General features: G+C 49.1%; 28 protein-coding genes. 13 read left to right on the top strand and 15 right to left on the bottom strand.

Annotated features, from left to right (window positions below; genetic code table 11):
* Window positions 1–78: 78 nt before the first annotated feature.
* The 4 genes from Q320_RS0106875 to Q320_RS0106890 all read left to right on the top strand — a co-directional run bounded on the left by Q320_RS0106875 (window position 79) and on the right by Q320_RS0106890 (window position 3038).
* Window positions 79–459 (top strand): DUF4398 domain-containing protein, encoded by a 381-nt coding sequence (locus Q320_RS0106875; protein ID WP_035852882.1) that lies wholly within the window; start codon window positions 79–81, stop codon window positions 457–459.
* 80 nt (window positions 460–539) lie between these two features.
* Window positions 540–1403, top strand: coding sequence for an OmpA family protein (locus Q320_RS0106880; protein WP_027468393.1), 864 nt, complete (start codon window positions 540–542; stop codon window positions 1401–1403).
* Window positions 1404–1485: 82 nt separating this feature from the next.
* Window positions 1486–1788: an ElaB/YgaM/YqjD family protein gene (locus Q320_RS0106885; protein WP_027468394.1), complete on the top strand. Its 303-nt coding sequence runs from the start codon at window positions 1486–1488 to the stop codon at window positions 1786–1788.
* A gap of 281 nt (window positions 1789–2069) precedes the next feature.
* Window positions 2070–3038 carry an extracellular catalytic domain type 1 short-chain-length polyhydroxyalkanoate depolymerase gene (locus Q320_RS0106890; protein ID WP_211251191.1) on the top strand — a complete coding sequence of 323 codons (969 nt, stop codon included), beginning with the start codon at window positions 2070–2072 and terminating at the stop codon, window positions 3036–3038.
* Between the two features lie 87 nt (window positions 3039–3125).
* Here Q320_RS0106890 and Q320_RS0106895 read toward each other — a convergent pair whose 3' ends face one another.
* On the bottom strand, window positions 3126–3638 hold the full coding sequence (locus Q320_RS0106895) for a hypothetical protein (RefSeq protein WP_027468396.1): 513 nt from the start codon (window positions 3636–3638) through the stop codon (window positions 3126–3128).
* 37 nt (window positions 3639–3675) lie between these two features.
* On the opposite strand from Q320_RS0106895, the gene Q320_RS21510 reads away from it, so the two are divergent.
* Window positions 3676–3843, top strand: coding sequence for a hypothetical protein (locus Q320_RS21510; protein ID WP_156939008.1), 168 nt, complete (start codon window positions 3676–3678; stop codon window positions 3841–3843).
* A gap of 3 nt (window positions 3844–3846) precedes the next feature.
* Entirely contained in the window at window positions 3847–3975 is a 129-nt protein-coding gene (locus Q320_RS22120; protein ID WP_281174229.1) for a hypothetical protein, read from the top strand.
* 129 nt (window positions 3976–4104) lie between these two features.
* Here Q320_RS22120 and Q320_RS0106910 read toward each other — a convergent pair whose 3' ends face one another.
* Together Q320_RS0106910 and Q320_RS0106915 are read right to left on the bottom strand one after the other, a co-directional pair.
* Window positions 4105–4659, bottom strand: coding sequence for a DUF1003 domain-containing protein (locus tag Q320_RS0106910; RefSeq protein WP_051534546.1), 555 nt, complete (start codon window positions 4657–4659; stop codon window positions 4105–4107).
* A gap of 148 nt (window positions 4660–4807) precedes the next feature.
* A complete protein-coding gene (locus Q320_RS0106915) occupies window positions 4808–5650 on the bottom strand; it encodes a BON domain-containing protein (RefSeq protein WP_027468398.1) in 843 nt (280 codons plus the stop codon).
* Window positions 5651–5979: 329 nt separating this feature from the next.
* Here Q320_RS0106915 and Q320_RS0106920 point away from each other — a divergent pair, with 329 nt between their 5' ends.
* Together Q320_RS0106920 and Q320_RS0106925 are read left to right on the top strand one after the other, a co-directional pair.
* Entirely contained in the window at window positions 5980–6189 is a 210-nt protein-coding gene (locus Q320_RS0106920) for a CsbD family protein (RefSeq protein WP_027468399.1), read from the top strand.
* 73 nt (window positions 6190–6262) lie between these two features.
* On the top strand, window positions 6263–6577 hold the full coding sequence (locus Q320_RS0106925; protein WP_027468400.1) for a BON domain-containing protein: 315 nt from the start codon (window positions 6263–6265) through the stop codon (window positions 6575–6577).
* A 97-nt stretch (window positions 6578–6674) separates the two neighbouring features.
* On the opposite strand, the gene Q320_RS0106930 is transcribed toward Q320_RS0106925, so the two are convergent.
* Window positions 6675–7979, bottom strand: coding sequence for a DUF3999 domain-containing protein (locus Q320_RS0106930; protein WP_027468401.1), 1305 nt, complete (start codon window positions 7977–7979; stop codon window positions 6675–6677).
* Between the two features lie 2 nt (window positions 7980–7981).
* Window positions 7982–10756, bottom strand: a complete 2775-nt coding sequence (locus tag Q320_RS0106935; protein WP_027468402.1) for a DUF2339 domain-containing protein — start codon at window positions 10754–10756, stop codon at window positions 7982–7984.
* A 232-nt stretch (window positions 10757–10988) separates the two neighbouring features.
* Between Q320_RS0106935 and Q320_RS21515 the strand changes: the two genes are divergently transcribed.
* Window positions 10989–11318, top strand: coding sequence for a hypothetical protein (locus Q320_RS21515; RefSeq protein ID WP_156939009.1), 330 nt, complete (start codon window positions 10989–10991; stop codon window positions 11316–11318).
* Here the strand turns inward: Q320_RS21515 and Q320_RS0106940 are convergent.
* The 3 genes from Q320_RS0106940 to gpmI all read right to left on the bottom strand — a co-directional run bounded on the left by Q320_RS0106940 (window position 11276) and on the right by gpmI (window position 15883).
* Window positions 11276–12724: a S41 family peptidase gene (locus Q320_RS0106940; protein WP_027468403.1), complete on the bottom strand. Its 1449-nt coding sequence runs from the start codon at window positions 12722–12724 to the stop codon at window positions 11276–11278. The two genes, Q320_RS21515 and Q320_RS0106940, sit on opposite strands and share 43 nt — an antisense overlap.
* 115 nt (window positions 12725–12839) lie before the next feature.
* Complete coding sequence (locus Q320_RS0106945) at window positions 12840–14228, bottom strand: murein hydrolase activator EnvC family protein (protein WP_156939010.1); 1389 nt, start codon at window positions 14226–14228, stop codon at window positions 12840–12842.
* 122 nt (window positions 14229–14350) lie between these two features.
* Window positions 14351–15883: a 2,3-bisphosphoglycerate-independent phosphoglycerate mutase gene (gpmI, locus tag Q320_RS0106950; protein ID WP_027468405.1), complete on the bottom strand. Its 1533-nt coding sequence runs from the start codon at window positions 15881–15883 to the stop codon at window positions 14351–14353.
* Between the two features lie 195 nt (window positions 15884–16078).
* Between gpmI and Q320_RS0106955 the strand changes: the two genes are divergently transcribed.
* Window positions 16079–16384, top strand: a complete 306-nt coding sequence (locus Q320_RS0106955) for an ArsR/SmtB family transcription factor (protein WP_245590977.1) — start codon at window positions 16079–16081, stop codon at window positions 16382–16384.
* A gap of 46 nt (window positions 16385–16430) precedes the next feature.
* On the opposite strand, the gene Q320_RS18865 is transcribed toward Q320_RS0106955, so the two are convergent.
* The 3 genes from Q320_RS18865 to cutA are packed head-to-tail and all read right to left on the bottom strand — an operon-like array spanning window position 16431 to window position 18790.
* The gene (locus Q320_RS18865; protein WP_035852890.1) at window positions 16431–16901 is read right to left on the bottom strand and encodes a TlpA family protein disulfide reductase; all 471 of its coding nucleotides are present in this window, start codon (window positions 16899–16901) and stop codon (window positions 16431–16433) included.
* Entirely contained in the window at window positions 16898–18454 is a 1557-nt protein-coding gene (gene dsbD / locus Q320_RS18870) for a protein-disulfide reductase DsbD (RefSeq protein ID WP_051534548.1), read from the bottom strand. The genes Q320_RS18865 and dsbD overlap by 4 nt, the downstream gene beginning before the upstream one ends.
* Entirely contained in the window at window positions 18455–18790 is a 336-nt protein-coding gene (gene cutA, locus Q320_RS0106970) for a divalent-cation tolerance protein CutA (RefSeq protein ID WP_027468407.1), read from the bottom strand.
* Here cutA and Q320_RS0106975 point away from each other — a divergent pair.
* The gene (locus Q320_RS0106975; protein WP_027468408.1) at window positions 18789–19202 is read left to right on the top strand and encodes an FxsA family protein; all 414 of its coding nucleotides are present in this window, start codon (window positions 18789–18791) and stop codon (window positions 19200–19202) included. The two genes, cutA and Q320_RS0106975, sit on opposite strands and share 2 nt — an antisense overlap.
* An 18-nt stretch (window positions 19203–19220) precedes the next feature.
* Here Q320_RS0106975 and Q320_RS0106980 read toward each other — a convergent pair whose 3' ends face one another.
* From Q320_RS0106980 to Q320_RS0106995, 4 genes are read right to left on the bottom strand one after another with little or no spacing between them, the layout of a single operon-like run.
* A complete protein-coding gene (locus Q320_RS0106980) occupies window positions 19221–19514 on the bottom strand; it encodes a DUF167 domain-containing protein (RefSeq protein WP_027468409.1) in 294 nt (97 codons plus the stop codon).
* Entirely contained in the window at window positions 19514–20101 is a 588-nt protein-coding gene (locus Q320_RS0106985) for a YggT family protein (RefSeq protein WP_027468410.1), read from the bottom strand. Before Q320_RS0106985 ends, Q320_RS0106980 begins: the two co-directional genes overlap by 1 nt.
* Window positions 20102–20116: 15 nt before the next feature.
* A complete protein-coding gene (gene proC / locus Q320_RS0106990; RefSeq protein WP_027468411.1) occupies window positions 20117–20932 on the bottom strand; it encodes a pyrroline-5-carboxylate reductase in 816 nt (271 codons plus the stop codon).
* A 2-nt stretch (window positions 20933–20934) separates the two neighbouring features.
* Window positions 20935–21639, bottom strand: a complete 705-nt coding sequence (locus Q320_RS0106995; protein ID WP_027468412.1) for a YggS family pyridoxal phosphate-dependent enzyme — start codon at window positions 21637–21639, stop codon at window positions 20935–20937.
* A 196-nt stretch (window positions 21640–21835) separates the two neighbouring features.
* On the opposite strand from Q320_RS0106995, the gene Q320_RS0107000 reads away from it, so the two are divergent.
* Together Q320_RS0107000 and Q320_RS0107005 are read left to right on the top strand one after the other, a co-directional pair.
* Window positions 21836–22879 carry a type IV pilus twitching motility protein PilT gene (locus Q320_RS0107000; protein WP_027468413.1) on the top strand — a complete coding sequence of 348 codons (1044 nt, stop codon included), beginning with the start codon at window positions 21836–21838 and terminating at the stop codon, window positions 22877–22879.
* A gap of 131 nt (window positions 22880–23010) precedes the next feature.
* Window positions 23011–24147, top strand: a complete 1137-nt coding sequence (locus Q320_RS0107005) for a PilT/PilU family type 4a pilus ATPase (RefSeq protein WP_027468414.1) — start codon at window positions 23011–23013, stop codon at window positions 24145–24147.
* The last annotated feature ends 39 nt before the right edge of the window (window positions 24148–24186 follow it).

Genomic DNA, 24186 nt, shown 5'->3' on the forward strand with positions numbered 1-24186 from the left:
CGACTGTCTGCGTCAAACGCCGTAAAAAGGAGTCATTCAGGGTGATTTAGCCCTTTTCAAAGTAAAGCGAGCACAACGATGTTTATCTATTACAAGCAATGTTTCACCGTTTTGGGCCTGAGCGCCATTCTGTTGGTATCGGCATGCAGCAGCATGAAAGGGCCTGCGACAACTGAAGTGGCGGTGTCGGCTGCGGCGGTTGATAGTGCGGCGGCGGCAGGTGCGACTGAATTTGCGCCAGTTGAAATGAATTTGGCACGCGAAAAAATGACTTTGGCACGCGCTGCCTTGGCCAAAAAAGACTATGCCAAAGCCACTGATCTGGCCAACCAAGCCGAAGCCGATGCGAAATTAGCCCAAACCAAAGCGGCATCCAGCAAAGCACAAGCGGCAGCCCAAGGCTTGCAAGACGACATTCAAGTGCTGCGCGATGAACTGATCCGCGCCAACAATAAATAATCTCGCCCTTAAATAATCTCACTAGCACTTTACGATGCGGGCGCGATTGCGCCGCATTTTCAGCGACCTCGGAGTTCATTATGAATAAATTCACCCCAGCCCTTTTAGCCATGACCACTTTGCTTTGGGCATGTAGCACCACGCCGACGCAAACGTCTTTGCTGGATCAAACACGCAGCGAATATAGCCTAGCGAAAAATAACCCAAGCATCGCCAAATACGCGCCGCTGGAATTAAAGCAAGCGGGCGAAGCGCTCGACCAAGCCAATGCCGCAGCGAGCAAAAAAGAATCGATCGAAGTCGTTGATGGTTTGGCGTATGTGGCCAAACAAAAAATTGCGTTAATGCAAAGTACGGCGACGCAAAAATCGGCCGAAGCCGATATGGCCAACAGTAGCAAGCAACGCGATCAAGTACGTTTAGAGCAAAGAACCAACGAAGCTAATCAAGCAACGGCCAGCGCAGTGCAAGCCAAAGCCGATTTGCAAGACGCACAGCGCGAAACCCAAGTGGCCAAAGCTGATGCATCGAGTTTGTTGCAGCAATTGAGCGATTTGAAAGCCAAAAATACCGAACGCGGGATTGTGATTACTTTGGGTGATGTGCTGTTTGCCAGCAACCAATCGCAGTTGACGGCGGCGGGTGTGGCGACGGCGCAAAAGCTAGCTGATGTCTTGCAAAAAAATCCGCAGCGCAAAGTATTGATCGAAGGTTTTACCGATAACACCGGCACAGTGGCGCATAACCAAATGCTCTCCACGCGCCGTGCTACAGCGGTAAGCGCTGCGTTGCAACAATTGGGCATCGCCAGCGAACGCATTGCGGTGCAAGGTTATGGCGAGAGTTTCCCAGTGGCCTCGAATGCGACCAGCCAAAATCGCCAATTAAATCGCCGCGTTGAAATTGTATTGTCGGACGACAACGGCAAAATCAACCCACGCTAATCAGCGCGATTAAACCGATTTTTTGAGTGCAGTGCGGCGAACTTTGCCAATCTGCACCCCTTTTATTTTTAGGAGTTTTACGATGTTTGAATCTAATAGCCATAAAATCGATCAAGACCTGAATGTTTTAGTGAAAGACGTTCAAGCGCTATTTCAAGAAGCCGCGAGTTTAAGTGGCGATAAAGCCGACGCGCTGCGCCAGCAAGCGATGCAGTTGCTCGATAGCGCAGTCGATACGCAAAAAACGGCTTCTGAGCGCCTGTATTGTTCAGGGAAGAAAATCGCTGGCACGGCCTATGATTGCGCAAAAACGCACCCATGGAGCACCGTCGCCGCAGTTGCTGGTTTTGGTCTATTGCTCGGCGTGATTTTGGGTCGTAAATAAACTGATTTAACGGCTGGCGCAGGCGATGCATCGAGTATCCAGCACCAGCGTTTACGAAGCCCAACTATTGCGGTCAATGTTGGGCTTTATCGTATCCATCTCAAGCTTTAAATCATCTGTGCTTTGACGTCATCTAAGCGGCTTAAAATCAAAACTCAGAACTGAATGCTCTATCGTGCTGCGCAGTGTTGTGGCCTCACTCCATGCTCAAAGGATATCCAATGGTAAGGCGTACCAGTAAAAAGCGATGGAGTGGTTCATTTGGGCGCGCCTTGAATGCAATGACACGAATTTCGCTGCGCGCCACGTCAAAAGCAATCAAAGATTCCTTGAGTGTTGCACCCGCCGCCAAAAAAACGCGCAGTAAAAAAACCACTGCTGTTTCGGCTAACTGGACGACAGGCATCGCGATGGGTACGGCAGGCCCAAGGCGCTATCGACTCTATAAACCACCGGGTGTTCAGCACCATGAGCAGCTGCCGCTGTTGGTGATGTTGCACGGCTGCGGTCAGGATGCACAAGCGATGGCGAGCAGTAGCCGCATGAATCAGATTGCCGCCCGTGAGCGATTTTTTGTGCTGTACCCTGAGCAAGATCGCTTGTCGAATCTGCAAGGCTGCTGGAACTGGTTTGACACCCGAACAGGTAGAGCGCAGGCAGAAGAAAATTCAATTATTGCGGCCATCGAAACGGTTTGCCTGACGCAGCCCGTGGATCGCAACAAAGTCGCCCTCGCGGGCCTTTCTGCGGGTGCCAGTATGGCGGTATTGCTCGCAACGCAGCACCCAAAGCGGTTTGCTGCGATTGCCATGCATTCAGGCATCGCGCCGGGGGTTGCTCACTCATCGGTCGGTGCGATCAAAGCGATGTTTGGCCAAAGTGTGAATCCGGCACCATTGCCACCCATCCCGCGCAGTACACAACTACCCTCGCTGCTGGTGATTCACGGTTCTGCTGATCACATCGTGGCACTGAGTAATGGGGAAGAAGCAGCCATGCGCTGGGGTGAACGAGTGGGTGCAAAAGCAGGTAAATCGCGCACTGTACAGCGCGGCGCGCGTTATGCCGCAACCATCACCGATTACAAAAAAGCGGGTCATCTGATCGCAACGCTCTGCGTTGTCGACGGCCTTGGCCATGCATGGAGTGGTGGCGCCGCCAGCCAGCCTTTTAGCGACCCCAAAGGCCCCGATGCATCACGCATGATCTGGGCTTTTGTCGCCAAGCAATTTGAGCGAACGGTCGATTAGCTGGATTCAATATTTTGACGATACCCATCAGTGCCACTGGAATAACAGCTATCTACATAGCTGGCAGCTCTCGACCCAAAGCGGTCATTATTTAGTTCCGTTAGTTTTCCTCGGCAGAAGCCCAAAAAATGCCTCTAAGTTATCTTTGGGGACAAGGAATCGAGCTGTGACGCTAAGTGCTTGGTATTTCTCTTCGGACTCCTCCTTGGCGATGTAGCAAACATCCTTTCCGCGGCTTGTATTTGCCCGTATTCCTATATCTAGCACCTCGTTCCGAAATGCCCCAGATATGGATACATTAAGCACATCGTAGATTTCAAACTCTCCGTCACCGGGGTGGCCTAATGGTCCATTTGTATAACTTCCTAGCCTATTTCCATCCATATTAATTTGATAATCTTTCTTCATATCAAATGTTGTCCCCGAAAACATTCGGGCTGAAAAAGGGTGGATGGTAAGTGTCTTCCCACGAAACATGCCATTGACGTAGTTGCGCAGCATTATTTCATACTCATTGACATATATTTCCAAAGTTCCATCCGTGATTGACACTCCATTTTCAGAAATATCTCCGATAAATTCGAAACGGGTTGTTGGCATATGACTTACCTGACATTTGAGTCGATGCGATTGAATCGTGAAGCATAATAATCGTTGGAGCGAAACTGAAGCTACAGAGCTGAACTTCCGCTATTGGCCGATAGCCGTAGCTCAAACGCAGTTTAACGCAGCTATCGAAAACGAGCATTATACGCAGATTGAGGTGGGCGAAATAACTCAAGGCGATGGGGGATTAATGGATTGAGCCATGATTTTTAGCCAAGCCGATCAACGTCTATCGCTTCGCCCAAGCTGTGCGCCCATCAACGTTAATCACTCGTTAGTGAATCATCTTGGCAAACCCTATTTCGTCATTCCGGCGAAAGCCGGAATCTAGCTGCAATGCTTATTTGACCATCGCTCTGGATACCGGCTTTCGCCGGTATGACGATCTACTGAGTTGTTTAGCTAATCAGGAATTGATTTCAGCACCACATCACTACGCAGACGCGATTGAAAAAAACAATTATTGATTCGTTCTGGCCGTCGATTGCTTGAGTAACTGAGTCAACTGCGCAATTTGCTGCTGTTGCAGCGTGATCAATTCTGCCCATTGCGTTTCGCGCAAGACGTCGACTTTTTGGTGTAGTGCCATCACTTCCAGCTCGGCTTTCAGATTGACTTCGTAATCGTGCTGCGCGGCGGCGCGATCTTTGGCGGCGCTGCGGTTTTGCGACATCAAGATAATCGGCGCTTGTAAGGCGGCGAGCATCGACAAAATCAGGTTCAAAAATACAAAGGGATAGGGATCAACACCACGCGTCAAAATCAACGTATTAAGGGCAATCCACAGCACCAGCAAACCGATAAATAGCAGGATAAACGTCCACGATCCACCAAAAATCGCAATGCGATCCGCGAGTTTTTGCCCGATTGTTGATGCCTCATCCATCTCGGTATTGGTATTGCGGCTGATATGGCTTCTTTGCCGCAGTCGCAGCAGCACTTGCTGCTCGCTGTCGTTTAGATTGCGATGGTTTTTTATAAATTCATTGGCAAAATCATCGATCAGATTATTCATGTTCGTCCTTGTATTCAGATTTCCTCGGTGCTTGCCATAACTAAAAAAACCGCCTTTTTTCATCGGCGGGGAAGATAAAGAAATTTGCATACAGGCTCGATCATGCAGTGATTGGCGCACCGCCCTAGAGCGGTGCGCCATACTGAGTTTAGAAAGTCAGAGATTGCGCTTTTACGCTTTTTACGCCCAATACGTTTTTAGCCAATTCAATCGCTAAAGAACGCTCTGCGCCGCTGGTGACTTTGCCGCTTAAAGTCACCACGCCACCTTGTGTTTTCACGTTGATGTCAGAGCCCGCCACATTGCTGGAATACAAGTAAGTCGATTTCACTTTCGCGGTGATCCAGCTATCGCTAATGCTGCGCTCTGCATCAAGTGCAGCGCTTTTGGCGGTATCAGCGGCATTGAGCTTGGTGCCGCCGACGATCAATTGATTGTCGACCGCGACTACGCCACGCGTTGTCATTGCCAAGCGGCCTGCAACAGCTTTGGATTCGGCGGTTTTGGCACTACCGCGCAGCAGCACTTTGCCGGCGTTGGTGTCGACCGTGGCGCTTAAACCATCGGTTTGCTTGCTCCACATGATTTTGGATTTAATCGCTGCGGTGATGTAGGCATCGTCAGTCACCTCACCATAGCTGCGCGTGGTCGTTGCGGGCGGCGCGACATAATCGGCTTGCACCACAATTTGGTTATCGACTTCTTTAATTCCGCTCACACCCAAAGCGATTTGTTTGGCGAGATCTTTATTGACGCTGTCTTCAACGCGGCCGGTGATGGTGGCTTTACCGCTTTTGACGCTGACTTTCAAATCATTGGCGCGCAAATACGGGCTGAGCGCATAGGTGGTCCAGATTTGGCTTTCTTGTTTGGCTTCAACAATTTCTTGGGAAACGGTTTCTGCGAAGGCCGGGGCGCTGATCGTCACCATGGCAATCATGGCTGCGACCATGCTGGAAGCAAGTAGACGTTGAGGGTATTGGATTTTCATAAAATAACTCCGTAAAGAAGAAAGTCACTCAGTGCGATTCAAGATGAATTAAAGCAACCGTAGCGGTCTGTGCAGCACTGGACTTGTCGCTAGCTTAATACTGACTAGATCACAGGTCTGTGCGTTAACTCGCACAAGTCGCTTAAGACGCAGAGTCAACTCAATGAAAGTTAACATCAGCTTTGTGCGCCAACGAACAGACTTTGATTGCTCGGATTGATTAATCTGGCTGCAGTGGAACAACCGCCGCCCTAAACATTGGCGGTGATACGGATGCTGCGTTGGCAATATCGTCAATGGCATGCCGAAATAGAAAAGGAGTAGGCGCGATGAACTGGGATATCGTTGAAGGAAATTGGCTGCAATTGAAAGGCAAAATCCAGCAAGAATGGGGCAATCTAACGGATGACCATTTAGATGTGATTGCAGGCCAGCGCGAAAAATTGCTGGGGCAATTGCAAGAAGCCTACGGCATTTCTAAAGACGTGGCCGAAGAAAAAATCAAAGACTTTGAAGCGCGTAATACACCGCCAAAATAGGTTTTCAACACGATCTATTTGCCGCACGAATGCGGTGAATGGCTAAAAATACTGACCCATTTGGAGTATGACTATGAAACCCATTAGCAAATTTTTATCTGCCGCCTTCGTTGCTGTCGCTTTATTGTCGGCGGTCGGTTGCTCATCGACTGCCAAGCAAGAAGGCACGGGCGAATATATTGACGACAGCGTGATTACCACTAAAGTAAAAGCCGCCATCTTGGATGAGCCAACGCTTAAAGTCGCTGAAATCAACGTTGAAACCTTTAAAGGTACTGTGCAATTGAGCGGCTTTGTTAGCTCGCCAACGGCAGCGGCTAAAGCGGTGCAAGTGACTCGCACTGTGAAAGGCGTGAAATCAGTTAAAAACGATATGCAAATTAAGTAAGTGCTTTGTCGCTTACCGATTGCTATAAGTCGGTGTGGTGCGATTAAAGAACTTCAATTTGCGTAGCTTTAAAAAAACCGCCTTTCGGCGGTTTTTTTTATGGCGCTGGCGGTTTGAGTTGGCGTATTAGGCTGCGTGCCATCAAGGCCAATACACCAACAGCCAAAATCAACGCGCCCCAGAGTAGCCATTTTTTCTGCTGCGCAGGATCGCTTTCGCTCGGCGGTGTCGCGTTGGCCATCGCGCTGGCGGCACTGGCGGCACTGGCGGCGCCAATCGGTGTGGCGGGATCAATCAGCAAATCAGCTTCGCTTTGTGCGGCGCTACTGATGGCTTTATTGCCGTAGGCCAGCGTAAACGGCGGATTGCCGCGCGCAACAAATAACAAGGTACTCGGAATCCAGCCCATTTCAATTTTGGCCTGGCCTGATCCTAGGCCACCACCTTGGGTATCGAGCTGTAGCTTCCATTGAGTATGGCTGTTCGGGCTAAACATGGCGGGGGTATTATTAAGCTCGGCTTTATTGCGCACCAGTCGATACAGCACACCTTGCCAGCGCGATTGCCATGCCGCGTCAGAGCGCGGGCGAGAATAGAGTTGTGCCCGCACCACGGTATTCACTTCGGGCAGGGTGATGCGCATTTGATCAACAGGCGTGGCGGTGAGCGTGTTGAAAAGCAGTGCGTCTTGTTTGGACTTGCTGATGCCCACGCTTTGCCATTCATGCTGCGCTGCAACTTGGCCATTGAGTAAACCTACTTGGACGGAGTGTAGTTGCGGTGCGCCATCTGGCCAGCTTAGGCGCAAATATTTGGCCTTACTTTTCGGCAAGGTCAGCGTTTGCTGTGCTAGCTGTTGGTCTTGATATTGCAAGCTCAGCACATTACCGCGTTGCAATTCGTGCCATCGCTGTAAATCATCGCTGGCTTCAATGACCACCGTGCCGCTGTATTCGGGATTTTGCCAAGCAAAGGTGATGCTGCTGAGTGGCGCTTTGATTTTGCTGGCATCAACGAGGAAACTGACGATGTTTTTTTGCAGCGCTTGCTGTGTGATTTGCACCAAGCTACCGTCAGAATTGCGCTGAATTTGCGTGCTGCTGCCGGCGGTATTTTGTAGCTCAGTTTGTGGAAAAAATGGCAGTGAGACTGAGTGTTGTGTCGGTGCCAGCGCGGGCGGTGTGCGTAATGCGTAGGGCACCAATTCGCCAGCAGCATTAAATACACGCAAATCACCGATGTCGCTGCGCTGGCTGTGTTGATAGACGTTCAGCGGCAGGCTCAGCTGATATTGCGCGCTGCCGCTGGGCGTGATTAAAGCTTGGCTGTAATTGAAATCAGCAGGCTTAGGATTGCCCCAAGCCGCAGAACTGAGCAGCCCCACTAGAAGCCAAAGACGCATGATTATTCCTCGGAAGGCGCAACATCGCGTGGTGGGAGTGGCGAAAAATAGCCGATCAGCAGCAGTAAGACACCGACGCCAATAAACGCAATAATCCGCTCAATGCCGCTAATTCGCGATAAATCAAAGATAAATAGTTTAACGACAACAACGCCAAGCAGTGCCGCCCCGACCAGCCACAAGGCGCGCTCAATCCTGCGTGTTGCGGCGAGCATCAGTGCTAAGGCGATCAGCGTCCAGAAAATCGTTAAACTCATTTGCACTAACATCGAGTCGGCCAGCGCATCGATTTGGTAAGCAATGTGCTGAGTGTGATGCAGCGTGCGCAGCAAGACGGCGTTCAGCCACACAAAGATAGTTCCCCCTGTCGCAGCAAAAATCAAGGTATTAGGCCAAGCAAAATCAGGCCATTCATCTTTGATACGCACTAACCATAGTGCCAAAATCCCCAGCGTGAGCCATTGCATAATGTCGATGGGATTCAGTAGTGGCAAATAAGGCAGCGGTGCCATATTGCCATCGGCTTGTGCGCTGTAAATTCCCCACAAGTACAAAAAGGCACACACCGGCAATGGGCCGATTCCCCAATAAACACGGCGGTAATCGGCAACAGGCCATAAATCACCCAATTTGAGCAGCAAGAAAATCGCCGCGCTAAGCGCCAATGGCCATGCAGTGAGTGACCAAACCCCTTCGGGTATATGCTTCAAAACTAATAGATTAAAGTCATGGGCGAATATACCCATTATTAGCCATAAGCTAATAAGGTGTAGCGTTTCACTTAATATGCTTTGTTCTTCATCATCGTGGCGATGGAGCAGCCAGTAATTTACGGCGATGGCGATGGGCCAAATCAGATTGTTCAAGAAGAAACTGGATGGATCGAGAGCCAGTAGCGCTAAAACAATCGGCAATGCTTGCGTTGGCCAACGTGCGGCTAGCCACCAGCCTCGCTGCCAAATCACACTAAACACACCGCTGGTGATGACGGCTAGAACGACAAAGGCGAGATTACGCTGCGGCCAATCGATAAAATATTGGATTTCATTGGCGTTGCCGCCGACCCACCATAGCAAACCCCAAGTGGCGAGAATCCAGCCTGCGCTGTGCAATGTGTCTTGATAGCGTAGCCAAAAATCATTGCGAACTTTGTGCAGTTGCCAGCCACAAAACAGACCCGCCAGTGCCAACATCAGGCTGCCGATATAGTTGCCATTTAAAATGGGCGTAATGGCGTCGTGATGATTGTTCGCTAAAAAGCCGAGCCCAGCTAAAAATTGTAAAACGAGACCAAAGCTCAGCGCCAAACGGCGCTGCTGGCGCAAGCTGACCCAAACTACGCCAGCGCCTTCGAGCGCCCAAATTGCAGCGCTGACCTTGCCATCGAACGCCAGTGGAATTGCCAACGTGGCAAAGATAATTCCCAGCGCGAGCAAGGATTCGAGTATGAGTTTCAAGCGTGGATTGTGTTGGCGGATTAAAAATAATCCCAGTCCTAAGTAAAACAGCGCCATAAGGACGGCGGAATACGCGAGGCCATATTCAATGCCTTGCATCAATTTGGCTTGCAGCGCAAAGCAAACCATCGGTGTGCCAAAAACTAAAGTGCCATCGACGGGCGATTTGATTTCACAGCTTTGGCGTAGCGCATAGAGCACGCTGATGCCAACATAAAATAAGAAAAATAAAATGAGGAAAGGCAGGGTGCTAGCGAGTAGATCGGGATGATAAGACAGCGCCCCCCAGAATGTCGCAATCGAAAAAGTGAAAACAAAGCCTAATAAATTGAGTGGTCGCCACGCTTTAAACCATGCCATACCAAAAATGCCAGAGTTTAAAATCGCGTAATAGCTAAACAGCATCACATGGTTGCCGCCGCCAGTCGACGTGAGGATAGGCGCTAAAAAGCCGCCAATAATGCCCATCACCGCTAAAGAGCGTGCGTTTTGTAGAATTGCTAATGTGGCTGAGAAAATGCCAATGGCGACCAATAAACCCAGTGCTAAACCCGCGGGCAGCAATTGATACAGTTTGAGCGCGCCGAATATCGTCATATACAGCACACCGATGCCGCCGCCCTGCAATATCAGTGCGTAATCTGATTTTTTGCTGCGCAGTCGCCAGCCGATCACCAATAAAGCCATCGCGCCCAGCGCAAGGCCAGTCAGGCGGTATTCAATCGGCAACATGCTGTTATCAGCGGCGTATTTCAGTAAAAAGCCTACGCCGAAAAATAAAATCAAGATCCCAACGCGCACGACGGTATTGCCACCCAATAGCCATGCTTTGGCTTTGCAAAACAGCTCTTCCAAAACGTCGGGTTGGCTAGGTGTGGTGATGGTTGTTGGGCGAGGCTGAGGACGAGGTGTTGCAGGTGTTGCAGGTGTTGCAGGTGTTGTGATGGTTGGGGTTGTAGTGGTTTCTGTAACTGATGTTGTGATGGGCGTGCTGCTAATGAGCGAGGGCGATACGACAGCAGGGCGGATGGTTTCGCTGGCAGATACTTCACTTGGCGCATCGCTGCTCGCTTGCCCTGTGCGCAGCGCTTGAACTTCTTGTTCTAAGCGTTGCACGCGGTTTTGTAGTTGTATCAATTGTTGATGTAAAGAGAGCGGGGCGCCGGCTGTGTTACTGGCGGCTGGCGGTTTACTGCGATTTTGGCTATCGATTAAATGCCCAATGATGCCACCAATCGCACCTAAAATTAGGGCAGAAGGCCATTCATAAATACTCCAGCCGAAAGCAAAACCGATTAAAAATAAGAAAAACCGCAGCATAGCGCACGCCTAAAAGTAACTGTGCTGTCATCATAATGTATTTTTAATAATCAGTTATGCGAGGATCGGTTTTTTCGATGTGTTGACTATATGGCATATTTTTGTAAAATTATCCGTGTAAAGACTTTTTGTTTTTTAGTGGTAAAAGTACAACGAATTGTTTTAAAAGTGCACGTATTATCACTTCTATGGAACGCGCCTTGAACACGCTACCAGACGAGAGAACCACCGAATGCCCCATCCTGAACAATGGGGCATTTTTACGTCGGTGCTATCGCTGAGTAATGGCTATTTCAGTTTATCTCGTGGCTTATATGAAAAAATACACGCTGAATTGGGTATAAATGCAAAGTTAGAAAACACGTTAAACGTTATTATTATTTCTGTTGGAACGCGATTGAACACGCAGCAAGACACTATGCCCCGTACTGAACGACGGGGCATTTTTACGTTTGGAATTAAGAAAGACATAAAAAATGCCGCCCTTAAAGAGAGCGGCATTTTTGGTGCTACAGATGTTTATTTGATGCTTGGCTTGTCTTTGTTGAGCATCAGTTGCTGAACTTTGAGCACGCTAATCGCTTGTTGCAATTGGTAGTCTGACTTAGATACCAATTCACGCGGATTTTCATCGGCCTCAGCAGCGCTGGCATTAGTTTTGGCTGGTTTTTTAGTTTCAACTTTAACTGGCGCTGGCGTTGCCGCTACTTTGCCGGCGTCTTTATCCGTTGGATTATCCAAATGCTTGCCCAAATCGGCTTCACGCAGGCGGAATCCATTGTCTTCTTTACCGCTGAGCGTTGCGTCTTCAACGATAATATCAGGGGTAATGCCCTTGGCTTGAATAGACCTGCCGGCTGGCGTGAAATACCTAGCAGTCGTTAATTTCAAGGCGCTCTTCGCGTCAATTGGCAGAATCGTTTGTACCGAGCCTTTACCGAAGGTTTGCGTACCGACGACCAAAGCGCGTTTGTGATCTTGCAGCGCACCAGCGACAATTTCAGATGCAGAGGCTGAGCCACTATTGACCAAGACAACCAGCGGAACGGTCTTCACTTCCGGTGGCAGGTTTTTAAAGAAGTCTTTTTTGCTATCGCGTTGGTAATATTGCGGATTCGCTGTGAGCTTGATTTTCGAATCGGCAACACGGCCTTCGGTGTACACGACTAGCGCATCTTTAGGTAAGAATGCGGCAGAGACGCCGACTGCACCATCGAGCAAACCACCCGGATCATTACGCAAATCAAGCACGATGCCTTTGAGTGGCGCTTTGTTTTCTTTGTACAGCGCTTCAATGGCTTCGCCGAGTTTTTCAGAGGTGTGCTCTTGGAACTGCGTCACGCGGATATAGCCGTAACCGGGTTCGGCCAGTTTGAATTTCACCGATTGCACTTTGATGATTGCGCGTTTGAGCGTAATCACAATTGGTTTGCCTTCGCCTTTACGCAGTAAAGTCAACGTTACTGGCTCACCCACTTTACCGCGCATTTTCGACACGGCTTCATTGAGCGTTAAGCCTTGAACTTGAACATCACCAATTTTGACAATAAAGTCACCGGCTTTCACACCAGCACGATAGGCAGGAGAATCTTCAATCGGCGAAACGACGCGAACAAGGCCGTCTTCCATATTAACTTCTATTCCGAGTCCACCGAACTCGCCTTGGGTATTCACTTTGAGTTCTTTGAACGCTTCTTCATCAAGGTAAGACGAGTGCGGATCAAGACCCGCTACCATGCCTTTGATGGCTTCGTTGATGAGTTTTTTGTCATCCACAGGCTCGACATAGCTTTGCTTGATGACGCCAAATACGGTTGAAAATGCACGCAATTCATCAATCGGTAGCGGATTGCTGACCGTTTCTTTATCGGCTGTCGCATTAAATGACAGACTAATGGCGACACCGAGTCCAGCGCCGGCAGCAATGAGGCTGACTTTTTTCCAGCGACTGTAGGCTTTATTCGACATCCGTTTATATCCTGTATGTAATCGTTAAGGCTTTAGTGGCCTAATTCATTGACTGCATGCAAAAGTTTTATGGCAATCAGATCAATTGCGGCAAGAAAACTTTTGCGTAATTAATTTATTTAACCCATGCCGCCGGATCAAGCGGGCGGCTGTTTTGGCGTATTTCAAAGTATACGCCGGAATCTGCCATTCCGCCGCTATTGCCCGCGTTGGCAATATTGTCACCGGCTTTAACTGTATCGCCTACCCGTTTCAACAGGCTTTCATTTGCGCCGTAAAGGCTCATATAGCCGCCACCATGATCGACAATCATCAAATTACCAAAGCCGCGTAACCAATCGGCAAAGACAATTCGCCCTGAGGCCACGGCATGCACCGATTCGCCGGTATTGGTGCGGATAAATAGGCCTTTCCAAGTGCCACCTTCACCGCGTGCAGCGCCAAAGCGGCCAATGATTTCGCCTTTGGCGGGTAAGCGCATCTTTCCTTTGAGCGATACAAAGCTCGCGCCAGCTTGGCTGGCGTCCGGCACGGTATTATTTACGCCACTTGGTGTTGGGGCTGATTCTTCTTTTGGTTCTGGTGGTGCGCTTGGTGCAGGTTTTCCCGCTGACTTGGCGGCTTGTTCTAATTTGGCTTGGCGTGCTGCGCGTTCTAATTTGGCTTTGGCTTGCGCTGCTGCACGTTTTTCTGCGGCTTGTTTCTCCGCTTGTTTTTGTTTCGCGGCTTCTCGAGCACGTGCGATTTCTTGCTGTTTGATGATCGCATTAAGGCGGTCAATCAGCTGCGTTACGCGTTTTTCATCGGCAGCGAGCTTTTGGATTTGATTGCGCTGCGTGCTAATCGTTTGTGATAGCTCGCTCAGCAGCTCTTTTTTCTCTTGCTGTTGCGATACGAGCTCTTGGCGCTGGCGTTGCTTGTTATTGGCGATTTCTTGTAAGCGGTCATTTTTTTCTTGAATCGCATCCGCCAGAAGATTGAGCTCGCTAAGCTGGCCCTCTAGTTTTTTAGCAATATCTTGCTGCGATTTTGCAATGTAGCGGTAATAGCTCAGATCGCGACCCGCTTGGCCTGGATCTTTTTGATTCAGCAGCAAGCGCCATGCTTCGGTATTACCCGTTTTATAACGGCTTTTGAGTAATTCGCTGAGGCGTTTTTGGCTGGCCTGAATATGTTGGCGAGTATTGCTAATGTCTTGCTGCAAACTAGCGAGTTCAGCGGCTGTGAGTTGCCTCTCGTTTGCGAGTTCATTCAGGACGCGATTAGCTTCTGAAATTGAGCTTTCCGAAGTTTTGAGCGCATCGGCGGCTTCCGAACGATTCGATTCGTTGGCGGATAGGTCTTTCTGGAGTTGCTTAATTTGCCCGCGTAGCTCTTGCAGTTCGGCTTGTTTAGCCTCAGGAACACTCGCTGTGTTGGCCGTTTTGGCTTGGGGCGCAGCTAAGGCGGTATTAAAAATACCAGTGGTGATCATCAGGAGGAGGGGGAGTAGTCGTCGCAGCACTAAAATCGACTCGAATCAATAATCATTAGAAACGCTACTGTACGCGAATCGTTGCGACGACTAAACCCTTAGTATGGTTCGCGGTGCGATTCAGTGAGAATCACATCGCTTTTGGTACTTTTTTACAAAAACTTAATCAACGATGTACCTGTCATTTCTGCAGGCTGCGCCACGCCCATCATTGCCAGTAACGATGGTGCAATGTCTTGCAGTGCGCCGGCCGGTGCTAAACGTGCTTCACGGCCCACGTAGCAAAATGGCACGAGATCAGTGGTGTGCTGCGTATGCGCTTGGCCTGAGTCTTTGTCGAACATCATTTCGCAATTGCCATGATCGGCGGTAATGATGACTTCGCCGCCAATCGCCAATTGCGCTGCAACGACTTTGCCTACGCATTCGTCGAGTGTTTCAACGGCTTTGACCGCAGCATCAAAAATCCCGCTATGGCCGACCATATCGCCGTTGGCGTAGTTACAGATAATCGCGGCGTATTGACGGCTTTCGATGGCAGCGATGAGTTTATCGGTCACTTCGTGTGCTGACATTTCAGGTTTCAAATCGTAAGTGGCTACTTTTGGCGATGGCACCAAAATACGATCTTCACCGGCGTATTCGCTTTCTTCACCGCCCGACAGGAAGTAGGTGACGTGAGGATATTTTTCAGTTTCGGCAATCCGTAATTGCTTCAAGCCCAAACTCGCGACGTATTCACCAAAGCCGTTTTGTACTTTCGGCTTGGTGTAGGCGACGGGGTGATTGTAGGCTGAGCCGTAATCGGTGGCGGTGCAGAAGTAGCCAAACGCCGGTTGGCGTTGTGGATGTTCAAAGCTGCTGAAACCTGTCGTAGTGAGGGCGCTGGTGAGTTGACGTGCACGGTCGGCGCGGAAATTCATAAAGATCACCGCATCGCCATCACTCATTTGCGTAGGCTCGCCAATCACGGTGGCAGAAACGAATTCGTCGTTTTCATCACGTTTATACGCGTCTTCCAAGCCTTCGATCGCGGTTGGGGCGCTGTACAGTCCGATGCCATCAACGATGAGTTTGTAGGCTGGCTCTACGCGCTCCCAACGGTTGTCGCGGTCCATCGCCCAGTAGCGACCGACGATGCCGACGATTTTCGCGCCATTGGCGTCGCAAACGGCTTGCAGCTTGTCGATATAGCGTTCTGCGCTGCGTGGTGGCGTGTCGCGGCCGTCCAAGAAGGCATGCACGCGAATATCGCTCACGCCCGCCTCATGTGCGGCTTTAATCAGCGCAAACACATGCGCTTCGTGACAGTGCACACCACCATCGGACATCAAGCCCATAATATGCAAAGCTTTGCCGCTGTTTTTGGCGGAATCAATCGCTGCTTTAAGCACTGGATTGTCTTTCAGTGTATTGTCGGCTACATCACAATCAATTCGGCTGATGTCTTGTTGCACGATGCGACCTGCGCCAATATTCAGGTGGCCGACTTCAGAATTACCAAATTGACCCGCTGGCAAGCCAACGAATTGCTCAGAAGCATTGATGGTCGTAAATGGGTATTGGCTGAAAAGGCGGTCGAAATGATGCTTGCGGGCGTGTAAAATGGCATTGTCATTGCCGCCAGTGCGGTAACCAAAACCATCCAAAATTAAAAGTAAAACAGGCGTGATTGCTTGCGTCATATCTCGGTCCTTGAGGCTGAAGTAGAAAGGGTGAAATCGCGTGGCGCGTAATTTAATCTGTGAGTTCGGTTGGAATCAATTTCAATTATATGTAGTATTCTAACCTAAGCCGGTATCATGCCGTGGTCGTTTAGTCTTTTTGCTGATTGAAAGCAGAAAAAATAAAATTAGATTTAAAGAAAAAAGATAAGAGACATGATGGATTCTATTGCACTAATGGACGACGAGCACATTGATCAAGCCTCCCGCGCGATGAAGGCCATGTCGCACCCGCTGCGTTTGAAAATTTTATGTGTGCTAGCCGATCAAGAAGTCAGCGTGCAAGATATCGTGGAACGCGTAGGAACGACGCAATCGAATATCTCTCAGCATTTGGCGCTGATGCGCGAGAAAGGCGTGCTGCGTACACGTAAAGATGCGAACCGCGTGTTTTACCGTGTTGGCGATCAGCGCACTTTAGAAGTCGTCGCGATGATGCGCGACGTGTTCTGCGGATTTTAGGGTATTGGCTTGTAGCCATTGATCAGCAATGGCTACGTTGATATACCTACTTGGTTAGCGCTTTAAGCTGACCGTCTAGTTTTTCCTTGCTCAGCCTTCCCAATTCCTTTGCAATTAGATTTCCCTTGGCGTCGAAAATGACGGTAAAGGGCAGGCCGCCTTGCACATTGCCTTGCGCGCGCATCATCTCCATTGCGCTATTGCCGCCAATCAGAGTGGGAAAGTTCACTTTGTATTGCTTTACAAAAGTGCTGACGGGTGCGACATCATCAATTGCAATACCGATGAACTGTACTTTGCCCTGATACTTCTTCTGTAATTCGACTAATTCTGGCATTTCTTGTCGGCACGGCCCACACCACGTTGCCCAGTAATTCACCACTAGCGGTTTACCCTGCCATTGCTTGATGGCCTGCGGCTTGCCGGCTAAATCGTTAAAGCTGGCGGCCATAAAATCGGCAGCCTGTGCCAAATTTGCGAGCGCCATCAGGCTGGCGGCGAGGATTAGTTTTTTCATGGTTGCGCCTGTTCAATTAGTTTTAGCGTTTTGAGAAATTCGCTCGGATTTTGAAAACCAATGACGCGGGGTTTTAATTCTTGGCCGTTTGGCGAATAAAAAATCAGCGCGGGCGGGCCATACAGCGCAAATCGAGCGAGTAGGGCGGCGTCTGCTGCTGTGTTCTGCGTCACATCTGCGCGGATCAAGACGATGTCTTTCAGCGCTGTTTGAACTTGTTTATCGCTCAAAGTTTCGCGTTCAAATTCAACGCAGGCGACGCACCAATCGGCGTAAAAATCGAGCATCACGGTTTTGCCGCGTGCCGCGAGTAGTGCTTGGTCGAGTTGGGCCGATGAGTTGATATTCTGAAAGCTCAGTTCATGCTGTGCTGGCGCGAAGTAGGGCGCCCACAGCGGGCGAGACACCCACACTGCCATCGCCAGCAGCACGATACCAAAAAATAGTTTTATGCCTTGCATCACTCGACCAGAGAGTCGCGGCAAAATCGTTGAACCAAATGCGCCGATCAACAGCAAGGGCACGCCAAGGCCGAGCGCCATCACGTAGAGTGCGCTGCCGCCCAAAATCAGATCGCCTGTTTTGCCCAAATAAGCCAAGGCCGCAGCCAGTGGTGGCGCGATGCATGGGCCCACCAGCAGCGCGGATAAAATACCCATCACAAACACTGAAATCCAGCGCCCACCTGGCAGGCGATTGGCTAGATTATTGATGAAATTATGCGGGCCTTGCGGCAGCTGCAAATGAAATACGCCGAGCATCGCCAGCGCCATGACGACAAAAAACAGCGCAAATGTGGCGATCACCCAGGGTTGCTGCAACACGACGACCAATAAAGTACCCGTTGCGGCGGCGGCAATGCCCAGCGCCGTGTAGGCCAGCGCCATGCCTTGCACGTAAACGAACGTGAGGCCAAAGGCTTGCCAGCGGCGTGGTTTGACTTGCTTGGCGTTATGCCCGATGACAATGCCGGACACAATGGGAATCAGCGGATACATGCAAGCTGTCAGCGCAAGGCCAATACCGGCCAAAAAAAACACGCCTAGCGTGCCGAGAAAGCCACCAGAAAAATAATCGGGTTCGATGGAGGAAGGCTCGGGAGCTGCGCTATTCGCGCCAAAAATATCTTTGATGCTATTGTTTTGTGAATTTTTACCCGCTTGCAATGTTTGCGTTTGCGGCGGGTAGCAAATTCCAGCTTCGGCACAACCTTGGTATTTGAAGTTGATTTTCTGCGTGCTAGGGACTGGCTCTTTGAATTTCAGCAGAATTTGCGTGTCATGTTTGTAGACTTCGACTTTACCAAAGCTGGGATCGTCTTTGATTTCACCTTTGGGGAACACCGCTTCTAGCTTTTTGCCATCAGCACTAAAGCTCATTCGGTCGCGATACAGATAGTATTGGGGCGCAACGGTGAAGCTGGCTGCAAAGGTTTGATCGTCGATTTGCTTGAGGCTGGGTACGAAAGCTTTTTCAGGCGACAAGAATTGCGTTTCGGCTTGCGCGCCGAACGCAATAAACAGAAACAGTAGGTAGCTTAAAAATCGTTGCATTCAAATCTTCTCTATCGAGTCGTGCACCCAGGCGATATAGGCAGGCAAGCCTTGTGTCACAGGAAGTGCGATAATCTCTGGGATTGTATAGGGATGGTGAGTTTGTAACCATCCCTCTAATTTGGGATACGCCGCCGCTGTTGTTTTAATCATCAACGGAACTTCGGTGGCGGTTTCTAGCCTATCTTCCCAATGGTAGATAGATTGCACTGCGGGCAAAACGTTCACGCAGGCGGCGAGTTTTTCTTTGACTAAGCCTGAGGCCAGCGCGGTCGCGCTGTTTGCATCAGGACAGTTGCACCACACAATGAATATTTCAGTTGGAGTTGTTGTCATGCCTTACCTTTTATTTGGATTATTGTTGGCTTACCCGTTTTTTGAGGTGATGTCTTTGATTTGGCTGGCCGATACGATTGGCGGTGCTTGGACGATGCTCTGGGTGATCGTCTCATTTGCTTTGGGCGTATTGATGTTACGCCATCATCGTTTGGCGGTGGGGCTCAAAGTGATGGGCGATATGCGGCGAGGCCAAGTGGGGCTTAATAGTTTGCTTGGGATTGCGCGCTACTTTATTGCGGCGATTTTATTGATTATTCCGGGATTAATCAGTGACGTAATTGCCTTGATTTTACTGTTGCCATGGCAAAGTAAATCCACAATTGGCCAGCCAAAGGCTGACGATGGGATTATTGATGCGGAGTATCGTCGGGTTGATCCGATTGACGATACGCCGCGTATTGACCGCTAATGGGTATTGCTCGCTAGGCTAAGCTGGATTTAGCTTTTCGGGCGATACCTTGCTGCCTGTGATGGTGAAGACTTTGTTCTGTGTGTTTTCACCACTCACTAATCCCACTTGCTGTGGCCGCACGCCAAATTGATCGGCGAGCCACGTCACCAAACATAAATTCATTTTGCTGCTGACGGGCGGTGTCGCGACACGGATTTTGAGCGCATCGCCATAGTAGCCAAGACACTCGGTTTTTTTGCCGCTTGCTTGGACATGAATCCGCAAAGTGAATGCGTTGCCAGATTGAGAAAACCAACGATTGTGAGCCATTACGCAGTTACCACGACTTGTTGCAAGATGATGGGTTCCATTTGGGCGACAAAGACATTCAGCAAGAGCTGAATGAGTAAAATCAAAATAAATGGGGTGATGTCGACGCCGCCAATCGGATGAATGACTTTCTGAATGGGGCGCAAAAAAGGCGCGGTTAATCCATTCACAATTGGCATGAGTGGATTGTAGGGCGAGAGCCAGCTCATCAATGCTTGACCAATGACGGCGGCAAATAAGAGATACAGCGACATTTTGAATAATTCCAGCGTCGCAATCAAAATCAGCGCCAGAATCGATTCGCCTGACATGAAATTAAACGGCCACGGGCTAATCGCCAACAGCATCGCGTGCATGGTCAGCGCGCATAGCCAAGCCAGCGCCAGACTGCTGCTGTCATAGCCTTTCAGTGGCGGTATTAGGCGTCTGATGGGCAGCACTGCCCAATTGGTCATTGCTAAAACAAATTGGCCTATTGGATGATGGAACGATACTTTGGCGGCTTGCAAATAAAAGCGCGCCAAGAGTAAAAGGATAAAAAAATCCAAGACATTGCGCAGTAAAAAATCCAACACGCTACTTAGCATATTCACTCCTTGCGATTACTCGCTATCACGTCCGAGTTCATCACCTAATTCACGCGAACGCGCGGCGGCTGCCGACGCTGCGGCAATGATCGTGGTGCGGACTTGGCTAGTTTCGAGCGCTTTAATCGCGCGCTCAGTGGTACCGCCTTTGGACGTTACTTTCACTTGCAAAGTTCCGGCATCGTCTTCGCTATGAATCGCTAACTTCACTGCACCAGCAAAAGTTTGATATGCCAGTTTTTGTGCAATTTCCGCATTGAAACCTTGTGCTTTTGCAGCGGCTTGTAGCGCTTCCATAAAGTAAAATACATACGCTGGACCACTACCTGAAATGGCGGTAATGCCATCGATTTGGCTTTCTTCATCAACCCAAACTTGTTCACCGATTGAGGCAAGAATCCGCTCAGTTAATGCTTTGTCGTCAGCAGTCACATCTGCTGCGGCATAGACGCCAGAAATACCAGCTTGTACCAGCGCTGGCGTATTGGGCATTACACGGATAATTCGGCCATAGCCATTTAGCCATTTAGAAATTGTTTCGGCACGAATGCCTGCGGCAATTGAGATCACCAACGCGTCGTTCAGTTGCGGCAAAACTTGAGCCGCCACACTGCGAAACTGTTGTGGCTTGATCGCAAACACAATCGCTAGACTTGCTGGTAGCGCTTCATCCGGTGCGCTGGTGCTGATACCGTATTGCGTGCTGAGTTCCTGACGTTTATTGGCATCGGGCTCAACGACGTGAATCTCATTGCCGGTAAATCCTTGCGATAACATACCGCCTATCATGGCTGCAGCCATATTGCCGCCGCCGATATAAGTTATTTTCATGGTTATATGCTTCCTAATGGATAGGTTCTGGCGCCAAAAATGGCGCTACCAACACGAACTAAAGTCGATCCAGAGGCGATCGCTAATTCTAAATCATTCGACATACCCATCGAGAGGGTGTCCAGCGTAAAGCCTTGTGCGGTGAGTTGCTCTTTTAATTGCACTAGGGTGGCAAACTGTTCCGCCAATAAAGCTTGATTCTCAGTTGCTTCGGGGATGCACATCAAGCCACGGATTTGCAGCCGAGGCAAGTGACCAACTTGTTGCGCCAATTCAAGCAAGTGCGAGGGAGCGACGCCAGATTTGCTGCTTTCGCCAGAAACATTGACTTGCAGGCAAATATTGAGTGGCGCTAAATGGCTTGGACGCTGCTCGGAAAGTCGTTCAGCAATTTTAAAGCGATCTATGGTATGCACCCATGCCGCACTTTCAGCAATCAGCCGCGTTTTATTACTTTGTATTGGGCCAATAAAGTGCCATTCTAAATCTGTGCAATCCTTAAGGTCTTGATATTTAGACGCTAATTCTTGCGCGTAATTTTCTCCAAATGCACGCTGACCATATTCATAAAGCTCGCGTATATCGCAGCTTGGAAAAGTTTTACTGACAGCCAGCAGGGAAACGTCGCCGCTATTTCGCGCTGCGGCTGTGCATGCAGCGTGAATCCTCGCGTGTACGTCTTGCAATGCAGTAAATATCGTTGCCATAATGGACAGAATCACTCAAGGGCCACTTGCCCTTTACTTTCAGGGTTTGTTGTTAGGCCTGTAGATGGATAAGTAGGCAAGCAAAAGTTTTCTTAGGATTGTTCGTAGCACCAAGTCGTACTGGCTGTACTAACTTGTGGCTTTACGCTTCGTTATAAAACTTTTGCGCAATTACTTATAAGAGGAATAATTATAAATGGAAATCTCAGAACTCTTAGCCTTTTCGGTAAAGAATAAAGCATCCGACTTGCATCTTTCTGCGGGTTTGCCACCGATGATTCGGGTTCATGGCGATGTGCGGCGGATTAATTTGCCTGCGATGGAGCATAAAGACGTACATGATATGGTGTACGACATCATGAATGATGGCCAGCGTAAAATTTACGAAGATACCTTAGAGTGCGATTTTTCTTTTGAAATTCCGAATTTAGCGCGTTTTCGGGTCAATGCTTTTGTGCAAAATCGCGGGGCTGGCGCTGTATTTCGGACGATTCCATCAAAAGTGCTGTCACTTGAAGAATTAGGCTGCCCGAAAGTCTTCCAAGATATTGCCCAAAATCCGCGTGGGTTGGTGTTGGTCACTGGGCCAACGGGCTCGGGTAAATCAACGACGCTAGCAGCAATGGTCAATTTCATTAATGATAATGAATATGGTCATATATTGACCGTTGAAGATCCGATTGAGTTTGTGCATCAATCCAAAAAATGCTTAATTAATCAGCGCGAAGTCGGCCCGCATACCATGTCGTTTTCAAATGCACTACGTAGTGCTTTGCGTGAAGATCCTGATGTGATTTTAGTGGGTGAAATGCGCGATTTGGAAACAATTCGTTTGGCGTTAACAGCGGCAGAAACTGGGCATTTGGTGTTTGGTACTTTGCATACGACGTCTGCCGCCAAAACAATTGACCGCGTGGTTGACGTTTTCCCCGCAGCAGAAAAAGAAATGGTTCGATCTATGCTTTCGGAATCATTACGCGCCGTGATTTCACAAACCCTATTAAAAACCAAAGATGGGCAAGGCCGTGTCGCCGCGCATGAAATCATGATAGGGATTCCGGCGATTCGAAATTTGATCCGCGAGAATAAAATCGCCCAAATGTATTCGTCGATTCAAACGGGTTCGCAGTATGGTATGCAAACTTTGGATCAATGCCTGCAGAACTTGGTACAACGCAACATTGTTTCGATTGCTGATGCGCGTAGTAAAGCCGCGATTCCGGATAATTTTAAAGGCTAAGCCAGCACCATGGAAACAGAATAAGCCGCATTGTTCATCCATGATTTGCTGCGCGATATGCGCGATGGGTGTGTTGAATTTAGGCCATAGCGGCTATTACAAATAGAAATAGTTTAAAAGGTAGCTAAGTGATGGAAAAAGAACAAGCCGCCAAGTTTATGCATGATTTGCTGCGCCATATGCGCGGCAAAAATGCGTCGGATCTGTTTATTACGGTCGATTTCCCGCCTGCCATGAAAATTGATGGCCGTGTTACGCCGGTGTCTAATCAACAGCTCACCGCGCAGCACACCAAAGAATTAGCACGAGCGATTATGAATGATCGCCAAGCTGAAGATTTCGAAGCGCATAAAGAATGTAATTTCGCAATTAGCCCTGGCACGATGGGGCGCTTTCGCGTGAATGCGTTTATGCAGCAAGGCCGAGTAGGGATGGTGCTGCGGACGATTAATTCAGAAATTCCGAAACTTGAGGATTTAAATCTGCCACCCGTGCTACGCGATATTGCGATGACTAAACGCGGCTTGGTGGTGTTTGTTGGCGGTACAGGCTCAGGGAAGTCGACTTCTTTGGCTGCCATGATTGGCCATCGCAACCAAAATGCTTATGACCACATCATCACGATTGAAGATCCAATCGAATATGTACATGAACACCGCAATTCAATTATCACGCAGCGTGAAGTAGGAGTGGATACCGACTCTTGGATGGCGGCGCTGAAAAATACTTTGCGCCAAGCACCTGACGTAATTTTGATTGGTGAGATTCGTGATCGCGAAACGATGGATTACGCGATTGCTTTTGCTGAAACGGGTCATCTTTGCATGGCAACTTTGCATGCTAACTCATCGAATCAAGCCCTTGATCGGATTATTAACTTCTTCCCAGAAGAGCGTAGGTCACAGCTTTTGATGGACTTATCGTTGAATTTGAAAGCTTTTGTATCGCAACGTTTAGTGCCGCATTTATCCGGGAAAGGGCGCGTCGCTGCTGTTGAGGTGATGCTTAATTCTCCGTTGATTTCTGAATTGATTTTCAAAGGCGAAGTACACGAAATCAAAGAAATCATGAAAAAGTCCCGGGAGCTGGGCATGCAAACTTTTGATCAGTCTTTGTTTGATTTGTTTGAAGCGAATCGAATTAGTTACGAAGATGCCTTGCGTAACGCTGACTCTGTCAATGATTTGCGCTTGCAAATTAAATTGAATGGCACGGAATCTAAAAATCGAGACGTTTTATCGGGATTGGAGCATCTTGATATTGTTTAATGACAAAGCATGTTTTAACGCAGCTATGAAGAAATAATG

The organism is Deefgea rivuli DSM 18356, from assembly GCF_000620145.1.
Lineage (GTDB): Bacteria > Pseudomonadota > Gammaproteobacteria > Burkholderiales > Chitinibacteraceae > Deefgea > Deefgea rivuli.